17 protein-coding genes and 1 riboswitch are annotated in these 19,640 nt (G+C 39.2%); of the genes, 10 read left to right on the plus strand and 7 right to left on the minus strand.

Annotated features, from left to right (window positions below):
• Positions 1-246: 246 nt before the first annotated feature.
• The 3 genes from rsgA to AC0VYO_RS03720 all read left to right on the plus strand — a co-directional run bounded on the left by rsgA (position 247) and on the right by AC0VYO_RS03720 (position 1,958).
• Entirely contained in the window at positions 247-1,245 is a 999-nt protein-coding gene (gene rsgA / locus AC0VYO_RS03710; protein WP_475369036.1) for a ribosome small subunit-dependent GTPase A, read from the plus strand.
• Between the two features lie 29 nt (positions 1,246-1,274).
• Positions 1,275-1,772: a DinB family protein gene (locus AC0VYO_RS03715; protein WP_430246725.1), complete on the plus strand. Its 498-nt coding sequence runs from the start codon at positions 1,275-1,277 to the stop codon at positions 1,770-1,772.
• Positions 1,773-1,835: 63 nt separating this feature from the next.
• Positions 1,836-1,958, plus strand: coding sequence for a YuzL family protein (locus AC0VYO_RS03720; RefSeq protein WP_194219936.1), 123 nt, complete (start codon positions 1,836-1,838; stop codon positions 1,956-1,958).
• A 120-nt stretch (positions 1,959-2,078) separates the two neighbouring features.
• On the opposite strand, the gene AC0VYO_RS03725 is transcribed toward AC0VYO_RS03720, so the two are convergent.
• Positions 2,079-3,497 carry an aminotransferase-like domain-containing protein gene (locus AC0VYO_RS03725; protein WP_475368412.1) on the minus strand — a complete coding sequence of 473 codons (1,419 nt, stop codon included), beginning with the start codon at positions 3,495-3,497 and terminating at the stop codon, positions 2,079-2,081.
• Positions 3,498-3,891: 394 nt separating this feature from the next.
• Between AC0VYO_RS03725 and AC0VYO_RS03730 the strand changes: the two genes are divergently transcribed.
• Entirely contained in the window at positions 3,892-5,592 is a 1,701-nt protein-coding gene (locus tag AC0VYO_RS03730; protein ID WP_194219938.1) for a peptide ABC transporter substrate-binding protein, read from the plus strand.
• An 86-nt stretch (positions 5,593-5,678) separates the two neighbouring features.
• On the opposite strand, the gene AC0VYO_RS03735 is transcribed toward AC0VYO_RS03730, so the two are convergent.
• From AC0VYO_RS03735 to AC0VYO_RS03745, 3 genes are all read right to left on the minus strand, one after another.
• Positions 5,679-7,154 (minus strand): amidase family protein, encoded by a 1,476-nt coding sequence (locus AC0VYO_RS03735; RefSeq protein WP_475368413.1) that lies wholly within the window; start codon positions 7,152-7,154, stop codon positions 5,679-5,681.
• 141 nt (positions 7,155-7,295) lie between these two features.
• Entirely contained in the window at positions 7,296-7,877 is a 582-nt protein-coding gene (locus AC0VYO_RS03740) for an ECF transporter S component (protein ID WP_242057313.1), read from the minus strand.
• Between the two features lie 144 nt (positions 7,878-8,021).
• A riboswitch (FMN riboswitch) is annotated at positions 8,022-8,159 on the minus strand.
• Between the two features lie 170 nt (positions 8,160-8,329).
• Positions 8,330-8,656 (minus strand): c-type cytochrome, encoded by a 327-nt coding sequence (locus tag AC0VYO_RS03745; protein WP_430246915.1) that lies wholly within the window; start codon positions 8,654-8,656, stop codon positions 8,330-8,332.
• Positions 8,657-8,888: 232 nt separating this feature from the next.
• On the opposite strand from AC0VYO_RS03745, the gene spoIIP reads away from it, so the two are divergent.
• A complete protein-coding gene (gene spoIIP, locus AC0VYO_RS03750) occupies positions 8,889-10,061 on the plus strand; it encodes a stage II sporulation protein P (protein WP_475368414.1) in 1,173 nt (390 codons plus the stop codon).
• A gap of 33 nt (positions 10,062-10,094) precedes the next feature.
• Here the strand turns inward: spoIIP and AC0VYO_RS03755 are convergent, their stop codons facing one another.
• Entirely contained in the window at positions 10,095-10,667 is a 573-nt protein-coding gene (locus AC0VYO_RS03755; protein ID WP_475368415.1) for a YitT family protein, read from the minus strand.
• An 815-nt stretch (positions 10,668-11,482) separates the two neighbouring features.
• Here AC0VYO_RS03755 and AC0VYO_RS03760 point away from each other — a divergent pair.
• From AC0VYO_RS03760 to AC0VYO_RS03780, 5 genes are all read left to right on the plus strand, one after another.
• Positions 11,483-13,117 (plus strand): M4 family metallopeptidase, encoded by a 1,635-nt coding sequence (locus AC0VYO_RS03760; RefSeq protein WP_475366583.1) that lies wholly within the window; start codon positions 11,483-11,485, stop codon positions 13,115-13,117.
• Positions 13,118-13,375: 258 nt separating this feature from the next.
• Positions 13,376-14,980: a cation:proton antiporter gene (locus AC0VYO_RS03765; RefSeq protein ID WP_475368416.1), complete on the plus strand. Its 1,605-nt coding sequence runs from the start codon at positions 13,376-13,378 to the stop codon at positions 14,978-14,980.
• Between the two features lie 202 nt (positions 14,981-15,182).
• Positions 15,183-15,692, plus strand: a complete 510-nt coding sequence (locus AC0VYO_RS03770; protein ID WP_430246709.1) for a GNAT family N-acetyltransferase — start codon at positions 15,183-15,185, stop codon at positions 15,690-15,692.
• 181 nt (positions 15,693-15,873) lie between these two features.
• On the plus strand, positions 15,874-17,181 hold the full coding sequence (locus AC0VYO_RS03775) for an ATP-binding protein (protein WP_475368417.1): 1,308 nt from the start codon (positions 15,874-15,876) through the stop codon (positions 17,179-17,181).
• 123 nt (positions 17,182-17,304) lie between these two features.
• Positions 17,305-18,519 carry a S1C family serine protease gene (locus tag AC0VYO_RS03780; RefSeq protein ID WP_475366585.1) on the plus strand — a complete coding sequence of 405 codons (1,215 nt, stop codon included), beginning with the start codon at positions 17,305-17,307 and terminating at the stop codon, positions 18,517-18,519.
• 20 nt (positions 18,520-18,539) lie between these two features.
• Here the strand turns inward: AC0VYO_RS03780 and AC0VYO_RS03785 are convergent, their stop codons facing one another.
• Together AC0VYO_RS03785 and queF are read right to left on the minus strand one after the other, a co-directional pair.
• On the minus strand, positions 18,540-19,214 hold the full coding sequence (locus AC0VYO_RS03785) for a queuosine precursor transporter (protein WP_475368418.1): 675 nt from the start codon (positions 19,212-19,214) through the stop codon (positions 18,540-18,542).
• A complete protein-coding gene (queF, locus tag AC0VYO_RS03790; protein ID WP_475368419.1) occupies positions 19,195-19,611 on the minus strand; it encodes a preQ(1) synthase in 417 nt (138 codons plus the stop codon). Before queF ends, AC0VYO_RS03785 begins: the two co-directional genes overlap by 20 nt.
• Positions 19,612-19,640 lie beyond the last annotated feature (29 nt).

Genomic DNA, 19,640 nt, shown 5'->3' on the forward strand with positions numbered 1-19,640 from the left:
CACAGTCCCATTGGTAGGGTAGGAACCTTTTCTTACTTCTGATTAATAAGATCAAAAACCATGGGCTGTGCGACTGTGTCTATGGTTTTTTATACTTTATCAGCTAATTACTTACGCTGATTGTATGATAAAAGCCGACATCATTGTACGGCTTTTTGTCATATTTACACTTATTAATCAGGAGGCTTTCAATTGAAACGAATAAAATTAGGATGGAATTCATATTTTGAAGAAAATTATCAAGCTATGACAGAAGATGGACTTATACCAGCTCGAGTTAAAATGGAACATCGTGGAGGTTACAGCGTTTCAACAGGAGAAAGTTCTTATGCAGCAGAACTTTCAGGTAAGTTCCGATTTGAAGTAACACAACGTGATGCTTTGCCGGCGGTTGGTGACTGGGTACTGATTACTCCAAAATCAGAGAATAAAGCGATCATTCATCAGTTGCTCCCAAGAAAAAGTAAGTTCTCTCGAAAAATTGCTGGAACGACGACAGAAGAGCAAATTATCGTAGCGAATGTCGATACGGTTTTTCTTGTAAACGCATTAAATCAGGATTTTAATCCAAGTCGAATTGAGCGATACCTTTTGATGGCATGGGAAAGCGGGGCAAACCCCGTTATTGTTCTAAGTAAAGCAGATCTTTGCGATAACGTCATGGAGAAAGTGAATGCATTAACTGGGGTCGCAGTTGGAGTACCAATTCATGTGGTTAGTTCAGCGACTGAGATTGGGATTGATGAATTAACTCCTTATTTAATTGAGGGAACGACAACCGCTCTTCTTGGTTCGTCAGGAGCTGGAAAGTCCACGCTTATAAATAAGTTATACGGACAAGATATTCAAGTTGTCCAAGACATTCGTGAAGAAGACGGTAAGGGTAAACATACGACGACAAGTCGAGAACTGATTTCTCTTCATACCGGAGGCGTACTGATTGATACGCCAGGTATGAGAGAACTTCAATTGTGGGAAACGAATAACCTGTCTCAGAGTTTTCCTGATATAGAAAGCCTTGCGGAACAATGTTATTTCAGGGATTGCAAGCACGAAGGTGAACCAAAATGTGCTGTAAGAAATGCTATTTCTGATGGAACGCTAGAACAAAGAAGGTTTGAGAATTATAGAAAGTTCAACCGAGAGCTTGCTTTTCTTGAACGTCAAACGAATAAGAAGGCTCAGCTCGAGGAAAAGAAAAAGTGGAAAAAAATCGCTGGAGATCGAACTAGAAAGCATCGCTAGGCTCTTTAATTTAGGAAGGAGTAGATGAGATGACGGATGAGCGTTCAATTTTAAACGAATATGCTTCATTGACGAACTGGTTAGAAACGACGGCGATGGAGATGAGTGAGGAAGTGTTTTTTAAGCCTATTAAATCAGGTAAATGGTCTCCAGCTGAAATTCTCTCTCACATCATGAAATGGGATGATTATCTATTAGAAGAGCGAATTCCATACATGAAGAGTGAAGCGATTTTGCCAAAGCTTGAAAAGGTAGAAGCAGTGAACAATCGTGCAGCCAAATTTGCTAGATCTGGGGTTACCCAAAAGGAATTAGTGAAGGAAACGATAAAATCAAGAAAACGAGTAGTCGAGAGACTTCTAGAATGGCGCCCATTCGAATGGGAAAACACGTTTTATATTGATAAGTATCCTCTCTGTCTAACAAGTTATATTAAAGGATTAATTGAACACGATGAGCATCACAAACTTCAAATAGAAGTTTTTATGAATGAACAGGGAATACCTCACTCTCTTTTCTTAACATAGTTGTGAAAGGTATCGGATAATAAAAAGAGGCACGGGAGAGTCTAAAAGGTGGAGGTGAGAAAAATGGCAAAACATAAAGCAAACCCCACTACAAATGGACTTGCTTCATCTCAGCCAGAAGGACAAGGAACTGGTATTGAAGTTGGAACAGCCCGTGATTCTCAAAGAAAAAAGAAAAAGAAGTAACCAAAAAACGCTGCCTCGCACGAGGTAGCGTTTTTTTTTGATTATTTGTCTTTATCTGTCCAACGAAGAATTATTCCCCGGGAGGATCGGTGTTTGAATGGAAATCATTATCGCCAACTATTAGTAAATTGCTGCGAATTGTCTCACGTGTAATGTATTCAAGACACTGATTAGGCGACTTGTCCCTTCTAAGAGCTGCTCTTTTGTTACATAAGAAAGCGGTAGTCTCATTCTTACAGCATGCTCTTGCTTATGTGGCACAAGCAGGACGTTTGATTCTAGTAGCGTATCAAATAATTCCTGGCGATTAAGTGATGGCTTGAAATCAAACCAAATAGAGGTAGGGTCTTCTATTTGAAGTATCGTTATGTGATCTTTAAGAGTATTAAGCTTATGCAGGACTTTCTGCTTTCGTACATACAGTTGGTCTTGGATCGTATCAATATGATCATGAAGTTCATCAGAATTTAAAATGTTATCAACGATTTCGAGCAATACCGGAGGAGGAGTCATGCAAAGTTGCATTTGTACCTCTTGTATTCGGTTTACTACATGCTCTGGCCCAAGAACCCATCCTAAACTTAGGCCGGGGGCTATGCCTGTGACGTGGCCAATCTGAACAACAAATTCACGATTCGATCCTAATTCAAAAAAAGAAGGGAGAACGTTTCCTACAGAATTAGTAAGTAAAGATGTTTCAACAATTTCGAGAATAGGAATGCCTACTTTCTCACATTGAGAAAGCAGTTTTTTTCTTTGTTGTAGAATAGTTGAATGACTTAAGGAATGATCGTAAATGTTGTTGGAGTTGGCAATTACAAGTTTAATGCTTTCTTTTTGAAACATGTTTTGTGTTAATGGCTTGTCTGTTGAATACTTAATAACTCGGATCCCTGAGACAATTAGGATATTTAAGTGTGAGTAATTCACAGGTTCTTCCATAGCTATCGCATCCCCAGGGTTTAGAAAACATTTAACTGATAAGAGCATCGCTTGTTCAAGGCTTGATGTGAGGACCATGTGTTCACTTAGAGATGATTGTTTCATAAACCGACAGATCGAGTGAGTGACGCGCTCTTTCGTTGGTGGAGCATTATCAAGCTTAGTTGTAAAAGGTGTTAATTCATGAGCAGATTTTGCCAGGCATAAATCTTCCGCTATTGATCCTGATATTAGATTTATTAATGATGGGTCTTTTAAATACTCGTAATGTTTTCCATACAAAGAAGAGTCTTCAGCTAAATGTTGATTTCGTAGTTTATTCCATGTCATTGAATGATCAGGAATTAAATCTGCAGCCTCAGAACTTACGCGTGTGCCACTTCCTTGTCTGGATGTTACATAGCCATTTGCACGTAATTCGGCGTATGCTGTCGTAACGGTGCTCCGATTCACACCTAGTTGGACAGCCAGGTCACGCTCAGCTGGAAGGGCATTACCAGTTTGAAGAGATCCATTTATAATCGAATTCTCATAGTAATCAACGATTTGTTTGTACAACGGTTTGCTGCTCTCTGGATTGAGTATAAATCTCGCCATTGTCCACCACCTCACTCCTATTATAGTGAATTTTAGATAAAATTGTATAAAATTTTCAAAAAAATTAACAATTAAATATTCTCTATAAACACAGGTTTTAAGCCATTTGACGGATATTTTTGTAGGAAAAGACAAATTGGATGGTATACTTTTGGCTAAATTGGATGGTTACAGAAAGTTTTTTGAAATTTAAAATAAATTTAATCATTCAGTTAATTGTTAATATTCAAACGAATAGTCGGCATTGGTTTACATAGGTTGAGTGATATGACCTCCCTGTTATAGATCTCACAACGTTTTCCGTCGAATGTATTCGTTTGAATGATTAACTGTGAAGAGTCTACATTGTGCTAGATCTTCAACTGAATGGTACAAACAAATAGGGGGTAACACAATGAAGAAAAAGTTTTCGCTTCTGCTTTCGGTCATCTTGTTGTTAAGCCTTTTCCTTGCAGCGTGTTCTGGTAACTCAAACACGTCTAGTAACTCGAACAGTGAGGGAGAAGCAACCAGCGGAGACAGCGATAGCTCTGAGGGATCAGCTGAACAGGTGCTAAATTTAACGGATACACAGGATATACCGACTATGGATTCAACACAGGCTACAGATACAGTAGCATTTAACGCAATGAACCAGGTATTTGAAGGGCTGTATCGTCTAGATAAAGACAATAAGCCAGTTCTAGGTATGGCAGCTGAAGAGCCACAAGTTGAAGAAAAAGACGGAGAAACTGTTTATACTTTCAAGATTCGTGATGATGCGAATTGGTCTGATGGTACTCCAGTTAAAGCAGATGATTTCGTTTATGCATGGCACAAAATTATTCACCCAGATACTATGGGCGGATATGCATCAATGATGGGTGCTGCAGGAATTAAGAATGGTAACGAAATTATCACTGAAGGCGATCCTTTATACGGTAAGGTAGAAGAGCTTGGTGTTAAAGCAGTAGATGAGAAAACACTTGAAGTAGTAGTGACTCAAGAGGTTCCTTACTTCTTCGACCTTTTAACATTTGCATCTTTCTATCCACAGCCAAAAGACTTTGCTGAAGAGCAAGGCGAAAACTATTCTCTTGAATCTGATACAATGCTTTACAACGGTCCATTTACACTAGCTGAATGGAATCATGGCGACGGTTGGAAGCTTGCTAAAAATGATGGGTACTGGGATGCAGATACAGTACAACTTAAAGAAGCGAATTACAAGATCGTAAAAGACGAAGCAACTCGAGTTAACCTTTATGAAACTGGAAAAATTGATCGTGCTGGTCTTAGTGCAGATTTCGTTGATCAGTTTAAAGATCGCGAAGATTTCACAACAATTCTTGATACAACTATTTACTTCCTTCGTATGAACCAGAAGAACGAAGCACTTGCGAACAACGACATTCGTAAAGCGCTATACCTTTCTTATGATCGCGACGGTCTAGTAAATGTATTGCTTAACAATGGTTCAGTAGCTGCTCGCTATCTTGTACCAAAAGAATTCCTATTCTTTAACGATGAAGATTTCCGTGCACCAGCTCCAGACGGCTATCTTGCAGATCAAACAGCAGACGATGCTGCTGAGTACTGGAAGAAGGGGCTAGAAGCTCTAGGTACTGACAAAGTTGAACTTGAATTCCTTACAACTGATAGTGACCTTGCATCCAAAATTGCAGAGTATGCGAAAGATCAGTTTGAGTCTAAGTTAGACGGTCTTACAATTACAATTAACAAACAGCCTTGGAAGCAGTTCCTTGATCTTGAAGATGCAGGAGACTTTGATATCTCAACTGGTGGTTGGGGACCAGACTATCCAGATCCAATGACTTACATTTACATGTTTGAAACAGACGGCGCTTATAACCGCATGGATTATTCTAACGAAGAGTATGACAAGCTAGTTTCAGATGCAAAAACTGAAACGGATGAGCAGAAGCGCTGGGAAATGATGCAAGAAGCTGAGCGTATTCTAATCGAAGAAGATACAGCGATCTTACCAACTTATCAAGGTGGTTCCGCTATTATCATGAAAGACTACGTGAAAAACTACCACATCCACAAGTTTGGTGCTGATTCTTCTCTTAAATGGGTAACAATCGAGAAGTAATCCTAAAAAGCGCGAGCCGAGAGGCTCACGCTTTTTATTTGGTGTGAAAAGGAAAAGTTTGATCATGGCTCTTTAATAAATGATAGTCATCTTGTCTCATGTGTCGTCTGGTTATTGATAAACAAATGCGGCAATCTTCGATGATGTGTATGCTGTTCGAAGACGTAAGCAAGTTTAATAAGCTGTGGTTCACTAAATGCTTTACCAGTCAGAGTGATGCCAAAAGGTTTGTTATTAGAAGTGAAACCAGCTGGTACGGTTATAGAAGGGTAACCTGCTTTTGCGGGAAGTGTTGAACCGTAAGAGCCTGCGAATAGTAATAAATCTAGATCTTCTCTTTCCATAAGTTGATCAATACCTTCATCCTTTGCGTATTTCAAATCTTGGAGTCGACTTTTAAGATAGGATGGATCAAATAATGTTCCTTGCGTTTGGTTTGATTCGATAAGAAGCGATTGACCAAATGGCAGAGAAGTCGACTGATTTTGGTTATAGTAATCAATAATTGTTGATAGATCTAGTGGAACAGAAGAGGTTGTTTCCTTAGCAAGGTAGCTGTTCACCCCTGATTTGAATTCGTGGAGAAGGACCTGGTAGTCTCTCTCTAACGCTTCCTGATATGGACTTATTTCTTTCACTTCTACAATAGAGCAACCTATCGTTTTAAGATCTTCCATGGCTTTAGCCAATTGTTCTTGTTCTTCCTGATGCATCGCATCATAATAGCCTTTTTTAACGACACCTATTCTTAAATTCTCAAGTAATGTAGGGAAGAGATATGGCGTATAATCATGGTACTCAGGTACAAAATGCGTCGCTTGATCTTGTGAATCCTTTCCTGATAACACACCGAGAAGGATTGCAGCATCAGTGACATTGCGTGTCATTGGGCCAGCGGTATCCTGTGAATAAGAAATAGGAATAATTCCAGTCCGGCTAATAGATCCCACGGTTGGTTTTATACCAACACCAGCATTAGAGCTTGATGGGCTAAGAATAGAGCCATTTGTTTCTGTTCCTACAGCAGCCGTAGCGAAATGACAGGCAACAGCTACAGCAGAACCAGAGCTCGATCCTCCGACGTCAAGTGTTCCAGGCCCATAGGGATTAAAGACTTGACCGCCTCTTGAACTAAATCCATTAGGCATTGTTTCACTCATGAAATTAGCCCATTCGGTCATATTGGTTTTCCCGAGAATCACAGCACCAGCGTGGCGAAGATTTTTTACTAGAAAAGCGTCATTTTTGCCATAAGAAGAAGCTAATGCCATAGAACCTGCACTTGTATGCATGTGGTCATCGGTGTTGATGTTATCTTTGAGCAGGATTGGGATTCCGTGTAATGGACTTCTGGGTCCATTTTGTTTGCGTTCACGATCAAGAGATTCTGCAATAAAAAGGGCGTCAGGATTGATTTCTAGTATAGCGTTTACTCGTGGATTATAATTTGCGATTTGTTCAAGATAGTACTGTACGAGCTGGAGAGAAGTAAGGTTGTCTTCTAACATTGCTTGCTGAAGATCAAGGATCGTTGATTTTTCTAACCATTCTAATGACAGCATATAGTATCCCCCATGAGAATCCTTTTTGTAACTATTTCAACAAAAATTGGTAAAATCCTTTTGCAATAGTCAGTTCTTGAGCGTTCGTTTTCAATTCACATAAAAAACCCGAATCTCTTTGTAAGATTCGGGTTTTGATATTTATGCAACTCTCGTTTGACGAGCAAACCAAGGTTTTAATTTTATAAAGAAGGCAACGAATATACTTGCTATAATAGCGCCTTTTACAAGGTTGAATGGTGTAATTCCTGTTAATACGAGAGCCTGACGAGCTGATGAAGACATTTCTTCAAAGCCCATAAACCACGTATATGCTGGAAGAATAATTAAATAGTTCAACAGTCCCATCACTGCCGACATTAGAATCGTTCCGAGCGTCAATCCCAGTGCTAACCCTTTCTGAGTTTGATTAAATTTACGGAAGATTAAAGAAGTTGGTACGATCAAGAAAACTCCTGCAATGAAGTTTGATATTTGACCAATTGGTACTCCGGTGAAGCTTCCTTGAATTCCAAAGTGAATGAAATTCTTAATCGCTTCTACAAGTATCCCAGCAACTGGACCATACAGAATGGCAACAAATAGTGCTGGAATTTCACTGAAGTCTATTTGTAGAAAAACAGGAAATCCAGGCAGTGGAAAATCTAAAAGCATTAACAAGTAAGAAATACTGCTGAACATCGCAACGACAATCATACGTTGCGTTTTTGAAACACTTTTCATTTTGACATTGCTCCCTTTTTTTCGAACCACCGAAAAAGGAGATGTGGCCCCAGTGCACACAAAAAACCATGAGTATGGGGCTCATGGTTACGGCATGGGGAAATAAGCAAGCTTCTGTTATAATTCAAAGAAAGCTTACTACTCCACCATCTTCTCCCATCCAGACTATACTGTCGGCTCTGGAATCACACCAGATCCTGCCCAAATTACAGGCTCGCGGGCTTGAGGAATTACTTATCCTTCACCGCCGGTCGGGAATTACACCCTGCCCCGAAGATAGTTCGTTATAATATTTACAAGTTCATTATACAGCGAAAGTAGCGATATCTCAATGAAAACATCTTGAACATATGCTATTTTGTGATAACGCTTTCTTTTTAGGGGGGGCTAGCAGAGACATAAACTTAAAAGCTCTCCATCTTTGAAGAGGGAGAGCTTAAAATAAAGCGCTATTATTTTTTCTCAGAGAGCCACGTTGCGACCTTTTCAGCGTCTCCACCTTGGATGACACCAGCAGGCATACCGCCGCCTTTACCATTCTTAATTATTTCTAGAATTTCATCTTTTGAATACTTGCCACCTACTGCTTCAAGAGCAGGACCAGCACCGCCTCCAAGGTTTTCACCATGACATGACGCGCAGTTTTGAGAGAAGATTTTCTCGGCTTCTCCTCCAGCTGAATCTCCACCGCCTTCTTCAGACTGTTCACTATGGCCGGCTTCATTTCCACCAGCATGTTCTTCGGTTGTGGATAGCCAGTATGTAAAGCCTACAACCATAACTAGGAACAAAATTATTGCAGTAATATATGCGGATGATTTTCCCATTCTGTTCACCTCCTGTATCCTCATCTTTATCATACTTTTCAAACATTCAATTATCAAATATATTTTGCTTATTTCTTCCTGAATTATGTATGCGTTTCTATGATCACTAGTGAAAAAATCTTCTATTTTGGGGTGCGGATTCATAGACATAGAGTATGACGTTTAAGGAGCGGGGGGACAGGAAATGAAGAGCAGCTCACGCATGCTGTTTAGTGATACAAGCAGTAGACAAATTAGGTTTGTTTCTTTCTTTTCAATTGTAGGACTTATTCTCCTGTTTATTGTAGCAGGAATGATTTCCTCATCAGAAACGAAGTATCAACTCTCCTCTTCTGTGTTACATGATTGGATTACAAGTTTCTCGACTGAAGCTCTCGTTTATGGAATGGGGACGGAAAACCATTACTTGACTCAAGTACTACCAGAGGAAAGTGAGCCGCCAGCGCTGTCCTTAGTTGCCTTTCAGTTTATTACGAGTGTGAAACCCGGGGATATACGTAGTCTTTTGGGTGGGGAGCTACCAGGGTTTGCATTATATGATGCTAAAATCCACGTAGCCGGTGAAGGGACGAATTTCACTAATCTCCCTATTGAATCAACTCCTGCATTAGATGAATTGTTAAAAGAACGTGAAGTTCCAACTGAAAAATTACAGATAAATGATTCCAAGGATCAAGTAACACCTCCTCTTCAAACAACAAATGGCCGAAAAGTAGCTTTTATTTATCACTCTCATAGTTATGAATCATATCTGCCATTACTAGGACTTGAAGGTAACAAAAATGCTAATCTTGCAAACGATGGAAAAACGAACATTACGTTAGTAGGTAAGATGCTTGGAGAAGAACTGGCTGAGAGAGGGATTGGAGCAAAAGTAGATGACTCAAATATAGGCGTGCTTTTAAATGAAAAAGGTTGGGAACACGGTAAAGCATATGATGTGTCCAGAACAATCGTACAATCGGCTGTGGCAGGAAATGATGATTTTAATTTGTTTATTGATATTCATCGAGACTCCTTAAGAGAAAAAGATACGACAGTGACAATTAACAATGAGGAATATGCTCGTACGGTCTTTGTTATTGGAGAAGAGAATCCAAATTACGAGAAAAATTTAGCACTTGCAAAAGACTTACATGAAGAGTTAAAGGTCAAATATCCTGGGCTTAGCAGGGGAGTTATTGGTAAAAAAGGCCAGGGGGTAGACGGTATCTACAACCAGGACATATCTCCTAACGCTATGTTAATTGAAATAGGAGGCGTAGATAATAACCTCGAACAGCTGAGTCGAACAGTTAAAGCGATTGCGGATGTCGTTAGTGAACACTACTGGAATACCCAAAAAGTAAATAATTAAAAAGAAGAGCGCTGGGAACATTCCCAGCGCTCTTTACACGGTCTCTTTGTTTAGTGTTAATATGCTCGTCGCAATTCCAACTGCAAATATAGTGATAGCTGAATAAAGCGTAGCATTCCATCCAATCGTCTTTGAACCGATAATAATAACAATCCCATCGATGAGAAAGATAATGATACCAATATTCAATGACAGGACACGGGAGATGAATTGAGCAAGCAGATCTGTTCCACCGGTGCTTGTATCATATCTCAACATAATACCAATGCCTGATCCAACAAAAAAGCCGCCAAGGACAGCGCTAGTAAGGATAGGAAATGTAAACGTATATCGAAGGGGGGAGAGAATATCAATAAAAAAGGAAGAAAGTAATAAACCGTGAAGGCTATTGTAGAAGTAAGGCCGAAAGTATAGAAACGCAATAATATAGAGAGGTACACTTAAACAAATAATGGTAAATCCTGTTTGATAGCCCCAAATGTACTTGATAATGAGGCCAATTCCGATCATTCCTCCATCGATGAGATGGTTCGGTACAAGAAAAGCGTTAATACCTGCACCAACTAGGATGCTTCCAGATATTACTGCGGCGATTTTTTGATACATATCATACTCACCTGCTTGGATGTGGTTGTACCATATTTATGTATGAATGAATGACTTCATAACGGATTTCTCTTAAATGATATGAAAACTTGTTTCTTCGGAGAGACATAGATGAAAGTTGGAGGATTTTATGAAAAGGTAAAGATCGAGAAATTGAATAAGCTTCCGATTAATCCTCGTCTAATTATTCGTGGCATTAAGAAGTACTAAGGAAACCTTGCTATTATGACAACAATTATTTCAATGGCTCACTATCTGTGACTAGAAGCATTTGCTCAAGGGGTAGAAACGGAAACGCAGCTACGTACTTTGCAGGATTTAAATTGTTATGAAGTATAAAGGTATGACTATTTAAACCTCTCTCGGTGGAGGGGGAGAAGAGTATATAAAAAGTTAAATTAAGTAAGTTTTTTCTTTTTCTACATTCATAAAGGTGGAAACTAGTTCGAAATTTTTTACAAGTAGATAGAATTAAGTACAAAAAGTAGGGTAGAAATGCTAACATCGGAGAAATGTTGTTTTAATCAAATATAGTACCATTGGTAGATAAATAATAAATCATCACTTGCTAGACAGGCCATTGGTCTGTCTTATTTTCATTTCACAACCCATTTATGTAATATATTTACAATTCGTAATGAGCACAAGAAAATTATACCACGTAGATTACGAAGTTGTTATTGGGAAATTCAAAGTGAAATAACAACGTATAAACTCATGTTTTCCTCTATATTTCCCAATACAAACATTAAGAATTCTGTGATAATCTACAAATGTACCAAAAATTCTCACTATTCTGAAACGGAGGAAATGAAATGAAAAAAGGAATTGCCGTTGTACTTGCGACAGGTCTTGCGTTTGGTTCTGCTCTCCCGTCTGCTTCTGCTGCTTCTTCTAACAACTTAAATGCGGAGCAGAAACAAGCCTTAGAAAAAATGGAAATTGTAAAACAGGATTGGGAAAATGATCGTAAGGTTCCTTCATTCCTTTCTGGTAAACTATCAGAAAAGAATGTGAAAACAGAGAAAGCTGTGAAATCATATCTTAAGTCAAACGAATCTCTCTTCAAAGTGAAAACGAAAGATTTGAAACTAGTGAATGAAACGACAGATGAGCTTGGAATGACACACTATGAATATGTTCAAACAGTAAAGGGTGTTCAGATCGACGGAGCAAAATTCATCGTACATACGGATGAAAAAGGCGAAGTTACAGCAGTAAATGGAGACCTTCATCCAGAAGCATCTAAGAATTATAAAGGAAGTTCAGATGTAAAGCTCTCTGATAAAGAAGCACTTAAAAAAGCATGGGATCACATTGATGTAAAGCCACAGAACGTTGTGAGTGATGAACCAAGCTTTGTAAGAAAATCTGATGCTTTTGATATGGTAGAAAAAAGTGAGAAAGTTGTATATGAGAAAGATAACAAGTACTACCTAACTTATAAAGTACAGCTTCAATTCATCGATCCGTATCCTGCAAACTGGCAAGTTTATGTGGATGCTCGCGATGGATCGATCGTAGATGCATATAATGCAGTGGCTGATGGAGCAGAAACAGGATACGGGTATGGCATCCTTGGCAACTATAAGTCCCTCAACACGTATTATTCAAATGGCACATACTACCTTTATGACACGACGAAGGCAATGAGCGGTGTGATTGAAACAAGAACAGCTAATAACGGAACATCCCTTCCAGGAAGCTATGCGGTAGATAGCAACAATGCGTTTACGTCTAGTTCTCAAGGTGCAGAAGTGGATGCTCATTACAATGCTGGTGTTGTGTATGACTACTACAAGAATACCCATAACCGCAATAGCTTTAATAACAATGGAGCCACGATCCGTTCAACTGTTCACTATGGATCAAATTACAACAATGCGTTCTGGAATGGCTCACAAATGGTTTACGGTGATGGAGATGGATCAGTATTCGCTCCGCTATCAGGTGCACTTGATGTAGTGGCACATGAAATTACTCACGCCGTTACGGAAAGAACAGCTGGACTTCAATATCAGAACCAATCAGGGGCTCTTAATGAATCTATGTCGGACGTATTTGGCTACTTCGTTGAGCCAGGAGACTTCCTAATGGGTGAAGATGTCTATACACCTAACAAGGCAGGAGATGCGTTAAGAAGCTTATCTAACCCTGAAGCGTATGGACAACCATCTCATATGGATGACTATTATTATACGTCTTCTGATAATGGAGGAGTTCATACGAACAGTGGAATTCCTAACAAAGCTGCATACTTAACAATTCAAAGCATTGGCAAAGCCAAGGCTGAGAAAGTTTACTATCGCGCACTAAGTGTCTATTTAACGCCTACAAGCAACTTTAGTTCAGCCCGTTCAGCGCTACTTCAAGCGACATCAGATCTATATGGTACAGGTACAACATACAATGCTGTTGCAAGCGCCTGGAATCAAGTTGGCGTAAATTAAAGTTAGAGAAGGAAGAGTTCAAACATTGAACTCTTCCTTTTTTTGTTACGTTCAAGCCAACGAACATGAGCACTTTAGGCAACAGTGAATTTTCGAGCATGATTCATAAAGTGGAGGAGATAGTAAAGAAGGTAGAGATCAGGTATGCTTTTGCATTGTTTTGATCACCGCATGTTTATGAAACAGAAGTAAAAGGAATTTTCCAATACTGTGGGATATTGGTTATAATGAGAAGATACTTACGATCGGAGGCTCTATATGGAACATTTAGATATGCATCATATTTTTGAACTTGGACTTATCCTTACTATGATTGCAGCGGGTATTACAGCGATAGCTAAGAAACTGAAGCAGCCTTATCCGATTGCCCTTGTGATTATTGGCACATTAATCGGCTTGTTTAACATTCCCGTACTTGAACCGCTTAAAATGTTCATTACGGAGGGTGACGTTTTTAATTTTGTTATTTTAACGATTTTCCTTCCTGCGCTTCTAGGTGAAGCTGCGCTAAAATTGCCTTTCTCCCATTTAAATCAAAACAAAAAGCCGATCATCGCCCTGGCTTTTGGGGGAACCTTCCTTTCCTTTCTAGTGATTGGGTTCTCAACACACTTTCTTCTTGGATTATCAATTCCAGTGTCGTTCGTCTTTGCTGCATTAATGAGTGCAACAGACCCTGTTAGTGTATTATCGATTTTTAAAAGTATGGGGGTAAACCACAAACTCTCTACAGTAATTGAGGGAGAGAGCCTATTTAATGACGGGCTTGCAGTTGTTTTATTTAAAATATCAGCTTTCTCACTTTTAGCTTATCTTGATATGGGCTGGGGAGGCTTAACGAGCGGTGCGTTTGAATTCATAAAAGTTGTTGCTGGTGGATTGCTTGTCGGTGGAGGATTAGGATATGCGATTTCAATCCTTACAAAGTACTTTGATGATTATCCACTTGAAATTATTTTTAGTATCCTCCTTTTCTATGGATCCTATTTAACTGCAGAAAGTATCCATGTTTCCGGGGTTATTGCAGTAGTTGTAGCAGCTTTAACGTTTGGTAATTTTGGTTCGAAAGTTGGAATGAGTCCAACAACAAGATTAAACATTAACAACTTTTGGGATGTTGCCGCTTTATTAGCAAATTCCATTGTTTTCTTAATGGTTGGTCTTGAAATTACTCGAATTAATTTCGCTGATCAGTGGGGTACGATAGGACTTGCGCTCTTAATTGTTCTAATAGGTAGAAGTATTGCAGTCTATGGAAGCACCTTACTTGTTAAAGGACTTCCATGGTCATGGAGACATGTCCTTAATTGGGGCGGTCTAAAAGGATCGTTATCGATAGCACTAGTCCTTAGTCTTCCGGGAGATTTTGCAGGACGAGACACCGTCTTGATCCTTACATTTAGTATTGTTTTATTTTCATTAGTCGTACAAGGTCTAACGATTAAACCACTAATTAGCTACTTCGGTTTAAGAGCGAAGCATAGTGGGTCGAAAGAGTATGAAGACATCGTCGCGAATTTGCATCGTCATGAAGCTGGGGTAGCAGAAATAAAAAAACTGAAGACACAGCTATTCGTTCCCGAACCAGTTTTTTCTGAGTTGCTGACAAGTTACCAGGATGAAATTGATAACAGTCACCGCGAACTTGATGCTTTATTAGATCAATATCCTGAACTTAAAAAAAGTCAGTTAATTACGTTACGAAAGCACTCATTATATGCTCAGTACGATAAAATTAACGAGTTAGAACAGGAAGAAATCATTTCAGGTGAAATAGCTGGAAAGTATAAAGAACTATTAAATAATGGGCTGGCGGATTTTGAAGAAGAAGAAGTTGTGAAAGATTCGAAAAGAAAACATTAAGCTGCTACATTTGTAGCAGCTTTTTCCTTTGGCTTGCATATCCTAGTAAAGAAAGGGACAAAGCACGTGCAATGATGGGAATATTCCGTTTATTATTAAATGATCGGGGTATTGTTTACAGTAAGTAAAGCAATAAGGTATAGTGTAAAAAGTCATTTTCAACCACAAGAAAATAACTCACAAGGAGGACTTTTGAGAGAAAATGCCTTATCTTCAGACCGATCGTCTGACCATTATTCCTTTCTCATTTGATTTAATTAAAGCTATGACTGATAAGAAAGAATTAGAGAAGCTGTTACATGTTGAAGTACCTGAAGAGTTTAAAAATGTGCAGTTTGAAGAATTCCTACCTTTTCATCTAAATGACTCTGCTATTTCAAGAGTGAGTCACAAGTGGGAAGGCATATTGATTCATACTTCTGATGAAAAAGTAATTGGCACGATGGGATATAAAAATATGGAAGCGTCAAGTAATCTTGAAGTTGGGTATCATCTGATACCTGAGTATCGTAACAAGGGTTACGCCATTGAAATGGCCAGCGCCCTCGTTCACTGGGCATTTCCAGACGAAAAAGTGAACAGTAAAGTATCTTCAGAAGAAGTAAACATCGTCATGGAACGAATTGGATTATCAAAACTAACGGTTGAACCACCTGTTGTTAAAAACAAAATAGATGAAGAAAAATTCATGAAGGAAAATGAATATATGTAAAACCCTACAAAAAAACTGTAGGGTTTTTTTATGTGAATTTCGCGTGACAATCATTAGAATCGATACCTTCAGTGATACTGACAAAAATAGAGGAATTTGGAGATTTTTGTCGAATATTTTATGGTATAATCATCATTGCTTTGGAAAATATGTAACTGCATGAGCGGGGTAAGGAGCTAATATGCCTTCAGCTATACGTAATGAAATCAAGATTGAGGAAGAAAGACGGGCAAATAAGTTATTTATCTTTCTGTTTTTTGTATCCGTTATTTTATATGATGTGTATCGGTTTATTATTAGTCCTTTAATCGATCCCGATACGACTATGATCTTGCTAAATGAATCGAAAGAACTCATTCCACTAATGATGATCTATGCCATCGAATTTTCATTAATTCCTATTTCCAAGTGGTTTTCAAATAGGGACCAGCCTTTTGCTACAAAATATCTCTTTTTTGTAGTATTCATGACGACTGCCCTCATTACAGAGATTTTTCGCTACATTGGAACAGACGAGATGTATGCTAGCGGAAGCCCGGTGGAATTATTCTTTGTCTTGTTCTCTCCTTTGTTCGTGAACAAACGGTTTTATATCACTGTTGTGGCTGGAATAACAGGAAAGTATGCCGTAATGGGCTTTCTTACGATGTCCCCAGTCGTTGTATTTCCGATTCTTATACTTCTTTTATTTTCGGGAATTACGTTTATTATTTTAAATCGCTTCCAATCTTATTTAAACACAATTGTGAAATCGTATGAGCAAGCTGCGCATAATGAGAAGTTAGCTTTTATTGGAAGGATTGCGACTGGAGTCACTCACGAAATTAAGAATCCTTTAACTTCTCTTAAAGGATTTGTACAGCTGCAAGAATCGGAGCAAACCTACAACCCGAAATATTCTAAGATTATGCTACAGGAGTTAGAACGATTAACGATAATCGTTAATGATTTAATGGTGATTGGCAAGCCACAATCAATTAATTTGAAACCGATTAACTTAACGGACTGTCTCGAATACGTTGTTAGTTTATTGCAGCAGGAAGCAGAACATAAGCAAATCACGATTTATACTAACTTTCCAGAAGAGCAAGTTCAGATCATGGGGGAAGACGTTAGGTTGAAACAAGTTATACTTAACTTGGTGAAAAATGCAATGGAAGCGATGCCTGATGGAGGAGAAATTCGCTTGAAGCTTGTTAATGATGGTGATTGGACAACTATTCATATCATGGATAGAGGAGTTGGAATTGCCGAAGAAGACATTCCGCATTTAGATCAAGCTTTTTATACAACGAAAGAAAATGGGACTGGGCTTGGTTTAATGGTCAGCTATAAAATTGTAGAGGATCACCATGGTAAAATTGACGTACATAGTGAAGTGAATCACGGGACAACTTTTTCAATTAGCTTTCCCATACTGTCACATTCCTTAGATAACACAGTAGTTAATTTGGCGTCATACCAGGGGGATAACGGACATACCCTGTAGAAAAAATGAAATGACGTTAAATATCAAACAATATCAAAAATATCACATATTTAGGAAACGACCGTCATCTCTCGTTACAATAGAACTATAAACAAATCAAAAGGGAGAAAGGGTGACCGGGGAATGGGTTACTATGACGATAATCAATCAAGAGCGAAACAGACAAAAAGAGGGATGAATTGGTTTTTACCGAGTACGTTCGGCGCAATTGTCGGAGCATCCGTTATGCTTGTTGCGGCGCCGCTCGTCTCGAATGTAGAACAGTCTTCAACAAATCAAGCGGCGGTAACCACTACTGCAAGTGGGGGTGTTGAAACTTCCAATGTAGCATACAATGTCTCATCTGATATAACAACGGCTGTTCAAAAAGCACAGGACGCTGTCGTAAGTATTACAAGCTATCAAAACCAGGGGAGTGGATTTTCTTTAGAAGATCCATCCGGTCAATCGGGACAGGCTGCTGCATCAGGGTCTGGTGTTATTTACAAGAATGAGGGCGGAAAAGCCTATGTAGTGACGAATAACCACGTAGTTGAAGGTGCGTCTTCAGTAGATGTAACGTTAAGCAATGAGAAAAAAGCAGAGGCGAAGGTACTTGGTACGGATGCGTTAATGGACTTAGCTGTGTTAGAAATTGATGCGAAGGATGTTGAAGCAGTTGCCGAACTTGGTTCTTCTTCTAGTCTACAAACAGGGGAACCTGCTATTGCGGTTGGGAATCCATTAGGCTTCCTTCAAGGATCTGTGACGCAGGGAATTATTAGTAACCCAAGTCGTACGATTCCTGTTGATCTTGACCAGAATGGACAGCCTGATTATGAGGCGGATGTTATTCAAACTGATGCATCGATTAATCCCGGTAATAGTGGTGGTGCATTAATTAATATTAAAGGTCAATTAATTGGTATTAACTCATCCAAAATTGCAGAAGAAACAGTTGAAGGCATCGGATTTGCGATTCCGATTGACGATGCGCAACCGATCATTGAGCAGCTTGAAATGACAGGTGAAGTAAAGCGTCCAGTAATGGGAGTTACACCTGCCTCGTTAGCTGAAGTTCCAACGCAATATTGGACTGGTACGCTTAATTTACCTGAAGGTGTAGAGAGCGGAGTAGTTCTAATGGGCATTGCTCCTAATTCTCCAGCTTCAGACGCAGGGTTGAAAGAAAGAGATGTCGTCGTTAAGCTTGATGATACGGAAGTAAAGGATTCAGCCGCACTTCGTAAGTACTTGTATTCCAATAAAAAAGTTGGAGATAAAATGGATGTAACGTTCTATCGTGACGGAAAACAACAGACTGTTTCAATGACTCTAGCTAATCAGAATGGACTTTAAATATCAAAAAACCCTCTGGATCATGCATCCAGAGGGTTTTCGTTATGAATGGGCTTTTTAGCACCATTGATTTTTGTGAGAAAATAGAAGACAGGCGTATCTAAAAGAGCAAGCGCCATTTTAACCACAAATTGTGAAAGAATCATGATCCATATGTTAGGGACCGTTCCGATAAACGCAATTGTGATGAAAATGGTTGTATCAAGTAGCTGAGATGTCAGTGTACTCACGTTATTCCGAAGCCACTTATGACGGTCAGCTGTACGTTTCTTAATCGCAGAGAAAATATAAACGTCTACGTGTTGCGAAACGAGATAGGCTGCAAGGCTGGCAAGAACAAATCGATAATTCTGACCTAGGAGAATTTCGTATGCCGCCTGCGTATCAGTTGCAAAAGGTGCTACAGGTAAAAGCATACCAAGATAAATCATAATACTAGCAAAAATTTGCGCAATAAATCCATACTGAACGGTTCGTTTTGCTTCTTCTTTCCCGTAGTTCTCGTGAATGATATCTGTGAATAGAAACGAAAAGGCGTACATCACAACGGCCGCGGGAATCACGAAACTTCCGATCATCACCACTTTTCCTGCTAGTACGTTTGCGATCACAATGGAAGTCGCAAATAACACGTTAAACAGGACAAGTTGACGGTCGATGTATTGATTCGTCATATTATGATGCTGCTTTCTCACGAACAGCTGTTGTTTTTAGCTCGATACCGCCTCGTGCTGATTGATAAACTGTAATTGTAACTTTCAAAGGGTCGATTGCGTAGACAACATCATCTGCGATGCGGGCAGCTAGTGTCTCGCAGAAGCTTCCTTCGTCACGGTAAGACCAGAGGTAAAATTTCAGTGATTTTGACTCGATGCATTTTTCATCGGGTACATATGAAATTTCAACTCGTCCAAAATCAGGCTGTCCTGTTTTGGGACAAACTGCTGTGAATTCGAGTGCATTAAACGTGATTTCCTGAACGTTCGGTGCATCAAATGCTTCGTTTTTTATTAATTCTCGTGCTTGTTCTACGCTTTCCGGGCGAGGCATTGGTCCGGAAGAAGGTAGCCATGCTTTATCCATGCTATTCATTCTAATTCCTCCTTTAGTTTTGATGAAGC

This window comes from Anaerobacillus sp. 63XJN7_4_ISO-PGPR-S23-413 (assembly GCF_056173725.1).